General features: G+C 38.1%; 9 protein-coding genes and 1 riboswitch. Of the genes, 4 read left to right on the top strand and 5 right to left on the bottom strand.

Going from position 1 to position 16084, the window contains the following annotated elements:
* The first annotated feature begins 1 nt into the window (after position 1).
* Entirely contained in the window at positions 2-517 is a 516-nt protein-coding gene (locus QYB95_RS06675) for a DIP1984 family protein (protein ID WP_301137508.1), read from the top strand.
* 250 nt (positions 518-767) lie between these two features.
* Here QYB95_RS06675 and QYB95_RS06680 read toward each other — a convergent pair whose 3' ends face one another.
* Positions 768-1682, bottom strand: coding sequence for a S66 peptidase family protein (locus QYB95_RS06680; RefSeq protein WP_301137509.1), 915 nt, complete (start codon positions 1680-1682; stop codon positions 768-770).
* 244 nt (positions 1683-1926) lie between these two features.
* Here QYB95_RS06680 and QYB95_RS06685 point away from each other — a divergent pair, with 244 nt between their 5' ends.
* Positions 1927-4761 (top strand): ATP-binding protein, encoded by a 2835-nt coding sequence (locus QYB95_RS06685; protein WP_301137510.1) that lies wholly within the window; start codon positions 1927-1929, stop codon positions 4759-4761.
* Positions 4745-5602, top strand: a complete 858-nt coding sequence (locus QYB95_RS06690) for a CheR family methyltransferase (protein WP_301137511.1) — start codon at positions 4745-4747, stop codon at positions 5600-5602. The genes QYB95_RS06685 and QYB95_RS06690 overlap by 17 nt, the downstream gene beginning before the upstream one ends.
* A 27-nt stretch (positions 5603-5629) precedes the next feature.
* On the opposite strand, the gene QYB95_RS06695 is transcribed toward QYB95_RS06690, so the two are convergent.
* Both QYB95_RS06695 and QYB95_RS06700 read right to left on the bottom strand, forming a co-directional pair.
* Entirely contained in the window at positions 5630-6793 is a 1164-nt protein-coding gene (locus QYB95_RS06695; RefSeq protein WP_301137512.1) for a SpoIIE family protein phosphatase, read from the bottom strand.
* A gap of 282 nt (positions 6794-7075) precedes the next feature.
* The gene (locus tag QYB95_RS06700) at positions 7076-8521 is read right to left on the bottom strand and encodes a DUF5667 domain-containing protein (protein ID WP_301137513.1); all 1446 of its coding nucleotides are present in this window, start codon (positions 8519-8521) and stop codon (positions 7076-7078) included.
* 75 nt (positions 8522-8596) lie between these two features.
* Positions 8597-8679, bottom strand: a riboswitch (cyclic di-GMP riboswitch).
* A 268-nt stretch (positions 8680-8947) separates the two neighbouring features.
* On the opposite strand from QYB95_RS06700, the gene QYB95_RS06705 reads away from it, so the two are divergent.
* Complete coding sequence (locus tag QYB95_RS06705) at positions 8948-10522, top strand: sensor domain-containing diguanylate cyclase (protein WP_301137514.1); 1575 nt, start codon at positions 8948-8950, stop codon at positions 10520-10522.
* A 229-nt stretch (positions 10523-10751) separates the two neighbouring features.
* Here the strand turns inward: QYB95_RS06705 and QYB95_RS06710 are convergent, their stop codons facing one another.
* Positions 10752-13961 (bottom strand): DEAD/DEAH box helicase, encoded by a 3210-nt coding sequence (locus QYB95_RS06710; RefSeq protein WP_301137515.1) that lies wholly within the window; start codon positions 13959-13961, stop codon positions 10752-10754.
* 232 nt (positions 13962-14193) lie between these two features.
* Positions 14194-15909 carry a methyl-accepting chemotaxis protein gene (locus tag QYB95_RS06715; RefSeq protein ID WP_301137516.1) on the bottom strand — a complete coding sequence of 572 codons (1716 nt, stop codon included), beginning with the start codon at positions 15907-15909 and terminating at the stop codon, positions 14194-14196.
* Positions 15910-16084 lie beyond the last annotated feature (175 nt).

Here is a 16084-nt window from a genome sequence, read left to right on the forward strand (position 1 = left end):
TATGAAAAAAATACCACTGGCAGAAGGGGTTAAGCTAAAGAGTATTTTAACGAAAAAAATCCAGGAACTGATTGGTGAAATTCATCATGTTTCACACGTTGTTGTTGAAAAAGGCGAACAACCGAAATCATCCGGTCGGACAATCGCCGAAGTAGAGGCCGAATTAGCACAAGTGCGCAAAGATTCCCGCCTGCTGGACAAGCTTATCTACCGGGCTAATGTTGATAACTCGGTATCTTTTAAAGATGAGGAACTAGCCATTGTTGAAGCTATTGAACTGGCCTCTCAATTACGTGCGGAAGCTGGTCTATATAAACATCTTGGACAATCCGAAAAAGAAACGCTCTACCATAGTGCAAGTGATTCTGTCATTTTCTATAATGTCGCTATGTACGACCCTGCAGAATATCGAAAACGAGCAATAGAGCTAGAAAAAGAGGCACACCGATTATCCAATCTAATCAATGCCAAAAATTATCAAGTTGAAATTGAATTCGATGATTCGAATTATATCTAACCTCGGGGCGGTGAGAGTCCAAACCGAGGCGTAATGTACTGTCACCCGGCTTTTTACAATACCATAGTCTGTAAACCGATTACCTGTAACCTGTTACCTTGTGACCTCTAACTAATAACCAACCATAGTCAAAGTTACAAAACTCTTTTACAGTGATCTAGAATTTGACAGTACTTACGTTAGAAAACCACGATTTTTCGCTATTTAGCGTAAATCGTGGTTTTTCTTCTACTCCAATGAGCAGCATCTTCTAGTATTCAACCCCCGGCAAGATTCGGAGGACTCTTAAATCTGCATCCAATATTGCTTCGACCCCCAGTGGGATTGCAATATTCGGTTCGCAGTGCCCGATCATAAATCCGGCAACAGCTGGTTTCCCCAGTGGTTTCAAATACTCTTCAACCAGTGTCCATACTTCTTCCAGTGTCCCACCATTGATATCTGTGAAGTTACCAATGACAAATCCAGCTGCTTCCTGCAGTTTTCTTGAAAGCCGGAGCTGATTTAGCATGCTATCGATAGCTTCCATTGATTCTCCTATATCTTCCAGCAATACTATTTTACCCTTCACATCAACTTCAAATTTTGTTCCCAGTGTGTTCACTAAACGTGTTAGATTTCCGCCTGTTATTTCCCCCCGTACACTACCAGGAATCAAGGTCTTTAAAGGCGTTAAATTCTCATCATACTGGATTTCAAAAGGAGTAAAAAGCTGTTGGAACATTCTCTTTGAAATATCCGAAAGTTCGCTTGCCCCAACAGAAGAAAGCATCGGCCCATGGAATGTAACCAGATCTGAATATTCCTGAAAAGCTACATGGAAGCAAGTTACATCCGAGAAGCCCCAGAAAATCTTTGGATTTTCAGTTAGCAATTGATAATCAATGCGATCAAGGATACGAGCTGCTCCATAACCACCTCTTAAATTAAATATTGCCTTAACTTCTGGATCCCGGAACATATTATGTAAATCATTTAAGCGTTCATCATCGGTACCTGCTAAATATTTACCTGACAGTGTTACTGTCTCACCAAATTTAACCTTCAACCCAAGACTTTCAAGTAGTGCCAGTTTTTCTGGTAAATACTCCATTGCAAATGGCCCGCCTAAAGCGACAATACCTACTGTATCGCCCTCTACTAAATGTTTTGGTCTAATATTCATTTCTCTTCCTCCTAACTAACATCAATCCGCCTATCTATTTGAACTATCATACTACATCTAGCTGTAAAATATTTATAAAAAGTATGTTTAAAGTTTTAAAAACAGGGTAAAAGAAAAGGATGCATGCAGTATTTCTATTAAGTTATAGTAAAATGCTTGCTTTTTTATAGTAATCTCTTTAAATTATGCAATATTTATATTAATATAAAGTAGATAATAATAATTGGAAAAGGTAGGAAACGGAATGAAAAGTAAATTTAAACTGGGCATACGTTCGAAAATTACCTTTGGATATGTAATTATCGTCCTTGCTTTAATTGTTTCGGCATTCTATTTGAATAGCCAGATACGATCTTTACAAGAAGAACGAAACCAAATTATTAAGTACGACTCACAAGTTCTCACACTTTCTAATAATATTGAAAAAAGCTTACTGGAAATGCAAGCCAGTAAACGAGGATTTATTATAACGGGTGATGAAGACTATTTAGAAAATTATTATCAGGCAACCCGGGATTGGGAGCAGGATTATAATACATTATATTCCCTTCTGAATGGTAATACGGAACAGCTGGAAAGGTTGGCCGTTATCAAATCTACAATCAATCACTGGATTGCTACGTCAGGGGATCCCGTTATTGATATGAAACGGGAAGGTAGACAAGAGGATCTTGATGAACACTTCAGCGTTGATGAAGGACGTTCCGATCTTGTTTTCATGGAGCAGCAGTTTGAAGAATTCAGAATTACGGAAAGCGAGGCAATCTATGCGAATACATCCGGTCTGGATAAGCAAAATGATAAGATAGGTACTGCAATTACTCTATTCCTTATCCTTGTTACAATAGTTGCTGTAACTTCCGCTACAGCCGTCTCAAACTCCATCATCAAGACAGTCAAGAATGTTACGAATTCAATACATAGAATCACTCGATCCGAAGGAGATTTAGGGGAACGCATCAAAGTCAACACAAAAGACGAAATCAGGGATTTGGCGATTGCAACAAACCAATTATTGGACTCCATGGAGAATCGGGAATGGCTGCAAACGAATCTCGCTGCACTTTTGACGAAGTACCAAGGTATAGCCTCGATCAATAAATTATCTGAAATCTTCCTTTCCGAGATAACAAGAATTACAGGGGCTACATATGGTGCTTTTTATGTGGCAAACAAGAATCTTGATGAAACGGAATACATGAAAACAGCATCATTTTCAAGTTCAAGCCAAGAAATTGGACGCGATTCATTCAAGCTCGGTGAAGGGTTGATCGGTCAGGTTGCAGTGAGACAGCAAGTTTTCCATTCTAATAACTTACCAAAAGACTACAAGCTGATCCAGACTGGTCTTGGAGAAACACCGCCTAAGAGCATTTTGATAGTACCAGTCAAATATGAAGATAAAATTATCGCAGTAATTGAACTCGCCTCTTTGGAGGAATTTGAACAGCTGGAAATTGAACTGGTTGAAAGCGTGGTAGAATCGTTTGGCTTAACAGTCAACGGTATATTAGATCGTATTGAAATTGTTCGCTTATTGAATGAATCAAGAGCAATGACCGAAGAACTACAAGCTCAATCTGAAGAATTGCAGACTCAATCTGAAGAATTGCAATCACAATCAGAAGAATTACAAATGCAAACTGAAGAATTAACGATTATTAATGAACAACTAGAAGATAGGACAAAAGAAGCCGAGGCGAAATCAAGAGAGCTCGAGAAGGCGAAGAAAGAGCTTGAAGCAACTGCAGGACAACTTATTCTAAGCTCCAACTATAAGTCGGAATTCCTTGCCAATATGTCGCACGAATTACGAACACCTCTTAATAGCATCCTGATTTTATCGGAAATGCTCGGTGAGAATGACAGCAACAACTTAACTGAGGAGCAAGCTGAATTTGCAAAAGTGATTCACTCTTCAGGTAAGGATCTACTCGCATTGATCAATGACATTTTGGATTTATCAAAGGTCGAAGCCGGCAAATTGGACATCCTATTTGGAGAAGTGAATATGGACGAGCTTCCACACTTATTGGAGCAAACCTTCTCCCCTGTCGCCAAGCAAAAAGAAATTGCGTTTAATATTGTTAAATCTTCCGAAGTAAATGATATTTTCTATACGGATGAAAAGCGTTTCAATCAAATCTTGAAAAATCTTTTATCAAACGCATTCAAGTTTACGGAACAAGGCTCTGTTACATTAGCAATAAATAAATTGGATGAACAAAAAATCTCGGCAGATATGGGAAAACTGAGCGAGGATTGGTTGGAAATCGCCATTATCGATACCGGAATCGGGATATCAAAAGATAAGCACCAGCTAATTTTTGAATCATTCCAGCAGGCTGATGGAGCAACAGTCCGTAAATACGGCGGTACAGGACTAGGATTATCCATTAGCAAGGAATTCTCTAAATTGCTTGGCGGCTGGATTGACCTCCAAAGTGAGGAAGGTAAAGGAAGTACATTTACTTTAACACTGCCAAGTTTGCCAAATGGTATAAGTGAAGTTTGTTTGGAGAAACTAAAGCAAGCAGAAGAAGGTCACAAAGAAGTAGCGGCTACTACTGAAGTAATCGAAGACACTCCACCACAAGCCGAACTAGTGGTACACCAACCTGAACTTGATGTCATTGCAAATCTTCCTACTCTAAACGCAGAATGCGATATATTTGAAGGAAAAAATATTCTGATTGTGGATGACGATAACCGTAATATATTCGCGCTTAAAACCGCGCTTGAACATAATGGGATCAATATCTTGGTGGCCAAGCATGGACTGGAATGCATCGAAATCATGAAATCAAATCATGACATCGACTTGGTGTTGATGGATATTATGATGCCAGTAATGGATGGTTATGAAACTATGACGCGTATCCGGAAAGATTTACAAATGACCGAAATACCAATTATCGCTATAACGGCAAAGGCTATGAAAACCGACCGCGATAAATGTATTGATGCTGGTGCATCAGATTACATCAGCAAGCCTATAAACCTGGAACAATTATTTTCTGTTTTGCGTGTTTGGTTAGTTTCTCAAGGGAGTATGAATAACGATGTCCCATCAATCTGATTTCGGATCTAATCACGATCTAAGTACTGAACATACAGATTTGGAAGTTGAATTGTTGCTCAAAGCAGTTTTTCGTTTATCTGGTTATGATTTTCTTTTATACAATCGGTCTTCCATTACCCGAAGAATTGAAAACCGAATGAGAATAAGCGGTCTTTCTACCATCACGGAGCTAACAAATTTGATTATTCACAATGAAGACTATCTACATCAGATATTAAATGATTTTTCGATCAACGTGACTGAAATGTTCCGGAACCCATCCTTCTTCAAAGCATTTCGAAATGAAGTAATCCCAAAACTGCGGGAATTTCCCGAAATACGCATCTGGCATGCAGGTTGTGCAACCGGCGAAGAAGTATTTTCAATGGCTGTTTTAATAGAAGAAGAAGGGTTAATGGATAAAACGGTTATTTATGCAACCGATATGAATGAGGATGTACTGGAAAAGGCTAAAAATGGTGTTTTCCCTATTCACAAAATGCAGGCTTATACAAAAAATTACCAGCTTGCTGGAGGACAAGAATCCTTTTCCCAGTACTATAAGACTGATCGGCAATATGCTTACTTCCATAAGTCTTTATTGAAGAATATCATTTTCGCACAACATAATTTAGTTACCGATCAATCGTTTAATGAGTTCCATATTATTATTTGCCGTAATGTCCTGATCTACTTTACACAGCGACTGCAAAATCAAGTACATCATTTGTTTCACGAGAGCTTGATGAACGGAGGCTATCTTGGTCTTGGGGATAAAGAAACCCTTCGCTTTACCGAAATAGTGGCAAATTATAACGAAGTAAATGGTAATGAACGCATCTACCAAAAAGTAAAATAAATTCAAATCCAAAAAACGGATACCTTTCTAAGAAAGGGTATCCGTTTTGTTATTAGCCTGAACTTTTAAAAGAACAAGACACATATCATCTGGTTGATTTATTTGTTTTTCTTTTGGCAAAAGCTCATCCAGCAAACCTTGAGAACCGCTCCATTTTTGCTGTGATAAATTCTTGATCCGTTCTTCCGCCACAAATTCGTCTGGGTCAACCGCTTCCAGTAAACCATCCGTAAATAAAATAATTTGAGCTTCTTTTCCATAGTGGATGATTTGCTTTTCTACCTTGATTTCGTCAAAGAACCCAATTGCGCAGCTCCCTTGATTCAATGCGATAATATGCCCATCATCTACCGATACATATCCATGCGGATGACCCGCATTTACATATTCTATTGATTTCGCATTGGTATCGATTACTAAATAGATCGCCGTAAAGTAATATGGAATTGATTCCTTTTCATTATGTAATAGGGCCATATAGCGGTTAAGCTCTTTTACCACTTCGGCTGGATCAACAATCTGTTTAATTGCTTCTCTTAAAACAGAAGAGATAAACATACATAGCAGTGAAGCAGATATACCATGCCCCATCATATCCAATAGGATAACTGCATAGCGATGATCATTTATTTTATGCCAATAATACATGTCACCAGCCAAATTAAAGGATGGTAAGTAGGATACATCCACTTGTATAGCGTTATCTTTTATCGGTGGACTAAGAAGGCTTCTCTGAACATTTGTGGCAAGATCCAGTTCATATTGAATTTTCTTTTCATGCTGTGTATGCCAATCCAACTCCGCCTTTAAGCGTAAAGCTGCACGAATTCGTGCGAGCAGTTCCACTTTATCGATCGGCTTTGTAATATAATCAGTCCCACCTACATCAAGTGCTTCTGCTAATTTATTTTTATCATCCAATGCTGTGACAAAAATAATGGGAATATCTTTATAGCGTTCACATGCTTTAATCATTCTGCAGGCTTCTATCCCATCAATCTCGGGCATCATAATATCAAGCAATATTAAATCCACATGCTTAGAAAATGAATTAGAGGAATCTATTTGCAGATAATCAAAAAGTTCCCTAGCTGATGTCAAGGAAACGCAATCTTTGTACCCTTCGTTCTTTAAGATTTTTTCAATAACAAACAAATTTACTTTATTATCATCTACTAGAAGAATCGTCACTTTTCTTTCTCCCATTCACTTTATTGGTTAAAACATTCAAAATGCAAAGTAATCAGACAAATTCGAATGTTCCTTATCCAGAAATCCTTCCTTATATCTATATTATACAGGAATGTGTCTATAATCGTATTTTATGTACCCTTAGTAGACGAGTAGATTTCTTCAATTTCTTCCTCCTATCTCTTTTCCCTTTTTATAAAATTTAAAACCACTTTTACTTAAAAAAGTAGAAGTGGTTTTAATAAATATATTTAGTAATCTTTTTTTCTTTCAGTTAAAAAGTTACTCTTTATTTTCTTTGTTTGCTTTTTCTGGTTTGTTTTGAGCTTTTTGCTCTTTTGCCTCTTGTTTTTGCCCTTGCTGCTGTTGCTTAGCCTCTTGTTTTTCAGCTTGCTGTTGCTGTTTTTGAACAAGGCTTTCCTGGGCTTCAGCTTGTTTTTGCTCGGCCTGCAATTGCTTTTCTGCTGCTTTTTCTTGTTGTTTCACAGCTTGCTCAGCCTTATGTTCTTCACTTTTATTTATTTGCTCTGCTTGCTTTGTTGCCGGTGTTTGGGTTTGTTTAACCGTTTGTTTGACTTCAGCTTTTTGAGTTTGTTTGACTTCAGCTTTTTGAGTCTGAGTAGCTTCAGTTTTTAGAATTGTTGTAGCTGAAGTTTTTTCCTGTTTTGTCTCGACAGTAGCAGATGTCTTGGAAACTGTCTGACCTTCCGTCGCTTCCTCAATAACCACTTCTTCATTTTCTGCACTCTCATTAGTAGTGATGGTTTGTGATTTTGTGTCTTCATTCTCTTCTGTTTTTGTAGCTTCGTCAGCATCTACCGTTTCCACTTGCGCCTGCTTTTGTTTCTTTTCCAATTGAGCAAGCTTCTTTGTTACCTTTTTGTCCAGCTTTTCTTGTGCTTTCTCGATATTTTTGGCAATAGCATCTTTTGCAGTTGGATTGCTGACTTTATCTAGGACGGCTTGCAGGGCAAGGATATTAGCCGAGAATTTAGCAATCAGCTCAGCACGGTCCGTATCTTCTTCCGACGCTGCTTCCTCATTACCATCAACCTCTTCTGTACCCTCTTCTTGTACTTCTTCATCTGTTTCTGTTGGTTCTTCAGTTGATTCTTCATTTTCTTCAGTAGTTACATCTGCTTCGACTTCTTCTGAAGCTTCAGCATCTTCTAGTTGATCAAGAGCCGAGATTTGTTGTTCGATTGCCTTTTCCAAAGCTTCCTTCGCCAAATCTTCTTCACCAGCGGCAAACAGTGCCTCTACTTCGGCTATACGTTCTTCAGTTAAGGATAATAGCAAGTTTGCCTCTTTTTGATCATCAAAAGTTAGTGCCAGTTTGATATTTTCAGTAAATTCTTTTAGGAAATAAAAGAAATCGCCAGGCAATAAAGTCGGTTCTTCAACAACAGTTTCTTCCTCTAACGGCTTTTCATCTGTTGCTTCAGTTTCTTGTCCTTCTGACTGGATTTCCTCAGTTGTAGATTCCGACTCCTCTTTTGCATCTTCAGATTCCTCGGATGTATTTGCATCTGTCTCTACTTCTTCATTTATAGATTGTTCCCCACCGGAAACCGCTGTTTCTTTTTGAGTAACTTCCTGCTGAACTATTTCTTGCACTTCTTCTTGAGTTTCCTCAGCAGCAAATACTTGGGTTGAGCCGATTGCCAAAGTTGCGGCTACTACCCCTGTTGTAATTACATTTTTTACTTTCGCATTAAATTTAGACATTAAGAGTCCCTCCAATTATTCTTTTGGAAGAAAGTAGAATTCCTCTTACTAGTAAAGGAGATTCATTATTCTTCATTTGGCAGCCCAGCCATCATAGCTTTTACCTTAGATCTGTGACTTTGCGTCTCTATCTTTCAATAGATTTGCCTTTTTCAAATGAGGAACAAATTTCTTAGTTCCTATCATTTGATTTTAATATAATTTATTTCCTTTAAAAAAACTATCCATAATATTTCCCAATAATTTTTACTTCTATCTAACTAGCTATACATAAACCTACTTTCCTCCTATTCTAGGCCATTTATTTGAACTCGCTTTATATTGATTTGTTCTTTTTTCTTTAAGATTTATATAAAGGCTTACTTCGTTTTTATGTTAAAATTTATAGGTTGTTCCAATTATTTAGAAGCAGGATAGGTATTTTATATGAGGATTCTATCAAATCGAAAATTTAAACTGACTACTTTGTTAATGACTCTTATTATCGCATCCGTGCTATCAACTACTTTTATCTTGTTGTTCGCGACCTATCAGCATGAAAAGAGTTCATTAACTCATACATATTTAACTTTGAATTCATCAAAATCCGAGAAATTAAGCAAATCGGTCAACTCCTTATTTAAATCAATGAGAATAAGTTTACAAGAAACCACGGAATTTCTCTCGAATCATCCTCATTTGACAGATGAGGAGATTCAGGAGCACCTAGAACTGCTGCGGAATAATAGCCGCTACTTCAATTCTTTAGCATGGGTAGATGAAACGGGATTGGTACGGGATATTGCGCCACTTAGGGTTGGTCTGAAAGGAGATTATATTACTGGCATTACAAAAGAAGTTGTAGATGCTAAAAAGCCGATGTTAACATCGCCCTATACAGCACCTACTGGGCGTATGCTAGTTTTGATGAGTGAACCTCTTTATGATCGGGAAGGAAATTATAAGGGCATCATTGGCGGCTCTATTTATTTACAGGAGAAAAATGTTCTTAATGAGATTCTTGGCAATGATATTGTTGATCAAAATGGTTCCTATTACTATGTAATCGGACCAAACGGCGTTTTATTATTCCACCCTGATACAAATCGTATAGGGGAGGATATAAAAGACACTCCAATCAAGAAAAAGCTGGCGCTAGGACAAAGCGGTATGGAACGGGTCACGAATTCTAGAGGTGTGGAAATGCTGGCTGCATACAGTTATACTTCTGAAATAGGTTGGCTAGTAGTACAGCAGACCCCTGTTTCCTATGTGGACGGACTTTTAGAAGAACATATTCTAAAACTTCTATGGATTTTTCTGTTCCCTTTTATCATCTTGCTAATCGTTTCTTTAGGATTTGCCAGAAAGCTGGCTAAACCATTTATTGACTTGGCGGATATCGTAAGCCAGTTTGGTGCCGACAAACAAATTCAGCCTCCTGTTTTCAATTCACACTGGAATCGGGAAGCCGATCTTCTAACGAAAAGCTTGATTATTGCCATTGACGCGGTTGAAAACAACAATACCTTATTAAAAGAAGAAGCTATGACAGATGCCCTTACAGGTTTGCCAAATCGAAAAAAACTTACTGAAGCAATATCCTATCTAGCAGACGAGGGCCAGTTATTTTCTTTGGTTGCAATCGATATCGACCGTTTTAAATTGGTTAACGATACTTATGGACATCAAATGGGGGATGAGGTTTTAAAGTTTTTGGCTAGAACCGTTCAATCAAAAATCGGAACGGGCGATGGATTTTTCCGTTTAGGCGGAGAAGAATTTATTCTATTATTGCCGAATGCCAAATGTTCAGAAGCCTATTCAATTTCAGAAATTATTCGAACGACAATTGCCAATACAATTAGTCCGTTTGGCAACCCTATAACGATTTCACTTGGAGTAGCGGAATTTCCTCACCATTCGGATTCTTTGGAGGATTTATTTATTTTTGCAGATAAAGCCCTGTACCAATCAAAAGAAAATGGACGAAACCAAACAACGTTATGGGGTAAAGATTAATAAATACACGAAAAAAACGGTTCCCACAACCAGGAACCGTATTTTATGCATTGTAATTTTGGAAATCGGATACCCAGACTGACTTGAAAACGCTTGTCAGACAAGGCGGGAAACCGAGCGAAGACCCGAATAGAACATGACGTTCATGAGGGGACGAGTGAGGCGACCAACGCAGTATGCGAGCGTTTGTCAACAGTCTGAAACGGTTCCCACTACCAGGAACCGTTTTTTATATCATCAAAATTTCTCTTATATCTTCTTCCGTCAATGAACTAGCAATTTTTGGGTCAGGATGGACAATCTCCGAAATAAGGTCTCTCTTTTTTGCTTGGAGTATATTCATCTTCTCTTCGATTGTACCCTTTGCAACCATTTTAATTACCTGCACATCATTTTTCTGCCCCATTCGATAGGCGCGGTCGGCAGCTTGATCCTCTACAGCCGGATTCCACCAGAGATCATATAAAATGACTGTATCCGCCCCGGTTAAATTTAATCCTGTACCACCAGCTTTTAGTGAAATTAAAAATACCTCTTGTTCGCCATCATTAAACCGATTACAGAGATCTACCCTTTCTTCTGAAGGGGTTTGCCCATCAAGATAAAAGTAGGTTTGCCCACGCATTGTCAATTCTTTTCCGACAAGCTGCAGCATTTTGGTAAATTGAGAGAAAATCAGGACCCTTCGCGCGGAAGCTCTAGATTCCTCCAGAATTTGCAGCAATTGTTCAAACTTTGCCGAGCTGCCTTTATAACCATCAACAAATAAAGCAGGATGACAGCATATTTGGCGCAACCTCGTCAGGCCTGCCAGAATCCGAATCCGATTCTTTTGGAAAGTTTCTTTATCGAGATGCTTTAAGGTATCATGTCGAAGCTTTGCTAAAAAGGCTGTATAAAGCTTCTTTTGATCAGGCAGCAGCTCAGAAAACTCAAGGGTTTCATGCTTTTCCGGCAATTCTGGCAGAACGTCGAATTTAACGCGACGAAGCAAGAATGGACGTACTCGGCGGGCAATTGACTTTCGGGATAGATGGCTGTATTCTTCTAATCCCTTGAATAGCTGCGGGAATACCACATGATAAATGGACCATAGCTCTTCCGGTGAATTTTCCACCGGTGTACCAGTCAGTGCGAAACGATTTTTCGCTTTTAACTTTTTCACTGTGCGTGCTGTCTGGGTATTGGGGTTTTTAAAGCTCTGAGCCTCATCAAAGAATATAGTATGGAAGGATTGTTTCTCATACCACTTCATATCTCTTCGCAGCAACGGATAGCTTGTGATCAAGATATCCGTTTCATTTATTTCTTGCAAGAGCTTTTCTCTTTCTTCCCTTTTCCCATCAATGACTATTGCTTGTAGATGGGGTGCAAAGGTGTCAATTTCATTCAACCAATTATAAGTTAAGGACGAAGGACAGATTATTAGAACTGGTTGCCTTTGTTCCCGAATACTCGCTAGTTCCGAAACAATAAATGTAATGCTTTGCAGCGTTTTTCCAAGTCCCATATCATCTGCCAATACACCACCGAATCCGTAGCTTGCAAGCTTCTTCATCCATTTAAAGCCTTGTTTTTGGTAATCCCTTAGTATTGGATTTAAGCTTTCCGGGACAGCAAACTCCAGACTAGCCGGATGCATTAATTGATCGACAAATTGCCTAAAGGATGCTTCAGGTGAAAATACTTCACTTTCCTCTATCAGGTCGAGAAATTTTAGCCCTTCTAGAATTGGCATATTCAAACTAGCTTCAAACTCATCTTCCTGTGCTGGTATAGCGGTTAGGAATCGGCGAATTTCTTCCATTTCCCTTGTTTCCAATGAAAGCAATGATCCACTCGGAAGCCGGTAGAACTTTTGCTTGATTTGCAGTGCTTTTAGTATTTCTTTTATGTGCTTGTCCGCTATGCCGTCCATTTCAAACTTAAATTCCAGCCAGTCTGTTCGATCTTTTGGAACCTTCACGCGGATTTTTGGGAACGTATTATCTCTTGCAATACGAACTCGAACAGCTGTTGTTGCATAAATTTGGGCAAGTTTTTGAAGCTTTGGAACAGTATGATAAAGAAACTCATATTCCAATTCCTCATTCTGCATATAATAACCGCCCTCAGTTATCGTAAAACCACTGTCCTCCATCAGCTCCAAAATTTCCTCTTCCTTGTTTATATCCCGTATAATCGCTGGGCCAAGAGGCGTATCACGATTTTCTAATGGTTGGATGACCACGTTCTCATAATGGAATTCAAGTCCTGCAAGAAGACGGTTTTTTAAGCGATCCAAATAAACCTTGACGACCAGGGGTGTTTTCATAAATCGTTCTGTTACCCCTTTGGACAGCTGCACAATGCCGATTTTTTTCAGCCCGGGCACCACTTTTTTCATAAAAAAATCAATCTGGTCTTTCGTTATAGGAATGGTATTCGTTGCTGGCGCTTTGAGCATTTGTTTCAGCTGAATTAATCGCTCGCTATCCTGCCCTTCCAATTGAAAAATCTTCCCGCCACTAATCACAACATGGTATGCATCCAAAATAGTTAGTTGGTTAAACCCCTTCATATGGAGTTGAAAGCGATGATTATCTTCCACTAAGTGGAATTCTAAAGGAGGTACACCATTTTGAAATTGTAGGCTTCTATAAGAATAATCCTCCTGCTCAAGGGTTATGGAGGGAACTTTTAAAAGTAATGGTTTGAGACCTGGCCATGCGGAAGGTGGTATAAGTAAATAGTCATCACTCACCGTAAATCTGTCGGCATCCGATTTCACCTCCAAATAGACTCTTTCATCTTGTGCCACATGGATTAGCTGTTGAATGAATGCATCCACATCAGCTGAAAAGCATTGTAAAGTTGGATCATATTTTGTTATTGATGAAATATAGCTGGCATTTCCTTCACGAATATCTTGTAAAAACTGACGGATGTTCTGTACCTTTGCTGACTTTACCTCTACTTCAATACCAAACAGGAATTCATCCTTGTTAATTAAAATTGGCTTAACATTAAAACGAGCATCGATAACTTCTCTTTTTTCAAAATGAAGCTGCTGTCCACTTTTCAAACTTGCCTTCTCCAGGAAGAGCGTCATAAACTCATCAGTTAATCCGCGTTCCTGAGTTTGCTCATTATGTATATTGTTAGAGGAAATCCCTTGTTTCTTTATTTCGAACAGTGCAATGAGCACTGCCGCAGTATGTTGACAGGAATGTTTAAAGTTCGGTAATGATGGACAGCTGCAGGAAGAGTGAAATTCCCCATTTTTTGATTTCTTAATTGTGACATGGAATTCTTCTGTTCCCTTAACGATTCCCTCACATATGTGTGAGGTATGCTTGGTAATCAATACTTTACCCGCACGATAAAAAGAGTCCCCTCTTTTAAAGGAGACGGTCCCACATAAATCTTTGATTGTTTTTAGATTTAACCTAATGTCCATGTTAGGCTGCTCCTTTCTCGAGCGAATTTTCCACTACTTATTTTTGTCCGATTTTATTGTTTTCTACTTTCATTTTATCACGGAATTGGAATGTGTTCGAGGATTGTAGGTATACGTAAAAATAGCCTCATCTTGTAGAATGAGGCTACTTTACCTTTATATGAAATCGACTATTTCTATTTCCGAAGGTCCGATAGGTAGTTCGAAAGGATTTGTGTACATTTTTGCTTCCCTAGAGTTTGAATTTCTTGATTAATTCATCCAAGTCACGGGACATATTTGTTAAAAGTTCAATCGTATTTGAGATTTCATTTACATCAGTTTCTTGGTTTACGGATCGTTCCACTACTTCTTTTGTATAGTTTGCGGTTTGGTAAGCAAATTGGGTTGACTCCTCTACAGAGCTAGCTAATTGTTCGGAGGAAGCCGCCATTTCCGCCAAAGTTGCCGAAACTTCTTTTATATAAGAAGCAACGTTTTGAATGGAAGTTACGATTTTGGTAAATGAATCTTTGGCTTCACCAACAGTTTCAATTCCTTTTGCCACACTTTTTGAAACAAGGGACATCGATTCAACAGTTTGATTCGTACCTCTATTCATGTTGGATATCAAATCTACTATACTAGCTGTAGCTTGTTCCGTTTGATTTGCAAGCTTTCTCACTTCATCTGCTACAACAGCAAAACCTTTACCATTTTCTCCAGCTCTTGCTGCTTCAATCGAAGCATTCAGGGCAAGTAGATTTGTTTGGTTAGAAATATCCTGAATCAGATTGATAAAGGTTGAAATCTCTTGGGATTGATTCTTTAATTCATTGATTGCATTGGACGACAATTTCACAGTTTTATCGATCACATTTATTTGGTCTATGACATTATCCATCGCAACACTTCCAACATTTGCGTTATTTAAGCTTCGATTTGATAAGTCCAATACATTTTCCGATGCCACCGAGACTTGTTGAATACCGCCTGAAATTTGTTCAATAGCTATAGTACTCTCTTTAGAAGAATTATATAAAGTACTGGCACCTTCCGATACTTTTTGAACAGAAATTGTAACGTACTTGCTAGCTTCACTAACTTTATCACTATTGCTTATTAAATTTTTGGAAGTATCGAGTAATTGGCTTGAATTTAACTGGATGCCTTGAATCAAGTTGCGAAGGTCATCTACCATCCTTCCAAAAGTATTCGTTACAACGCCGATTTCATCTTGCCTTTTCGATATTTCGGCAACCGGCAACAGATTACCTTTTCCAATTTCTTCTACATGTGATGTTAATTTCTTTAACGGTCTCGTAAGATATTCCGTTATAAAATAAATAATAAAAAGTCCAATGATTAAAATAACTAGTGTGGTAACTATTATACTGGTTTTATTATCATCCATTTGATGATAAACATCAGTGGCATCTATATCAGCTCCAACGACTCCAATGATTTCTCCCGTCTCATCTTTAATAGGAGCAAAAACGGAAATCAAGGAACCGTATTCATCACTTGTCATTTCAAATTCAGGCTCACCAGTTTCAAACGCATCCATCATTGCTTTATAAGTATCCGCGCTTTCTTCTACCTCTCCTACTTCTGAAGCATCTTCCTTATCGAGACCATCAACGACATAATAATATTCATAGTCTCCATTCTTTTGTTCACGCGCCATTGTAAACAAGTAAGTAATATTGTTCATTTCCCTTATTCTATTTAATGTCTCTCTTAATTCGTCATAATAGTCTGTTTGTACAGAATCAATGGATATCTCTTTGTATTTCTCTAAATCAATAACTTCTACTACATTTTCTACCATACCTGTAACCTGCTCCCCTACAGAATCTTTTACTAAATTCATAGAGGAACGGAACAAAAGGCTGCTCATAATCAGACAAGTTAGCAAAAGCAAGCCAGAAAAGGTAAGTAACAGCTTGAATTTTAAAGTTTTTTTCATACTGGGCTCCTTCTAGAGGAAATCTATTAAATTTTTGCACTTAATGTTAATAATAATTACAATATTTAGTTTAATTTCCTACAAATAGTTTTCTGATATATCAAATATAACACTTTTTTACCATAACAAACAGAGATTTCTATATAGAAAGTATTAGGATACATGAAACATTCAG

Source organism: Ureibacillus aquaedulcis (assembly GCF_030418165.1).
Taxonomy (GTDB): Bacteria; Bacillota; Bacilli; order Bacillales_A; family Planococcaceae; genus Ureibacillus; species Ureibacillus aquaedulcis.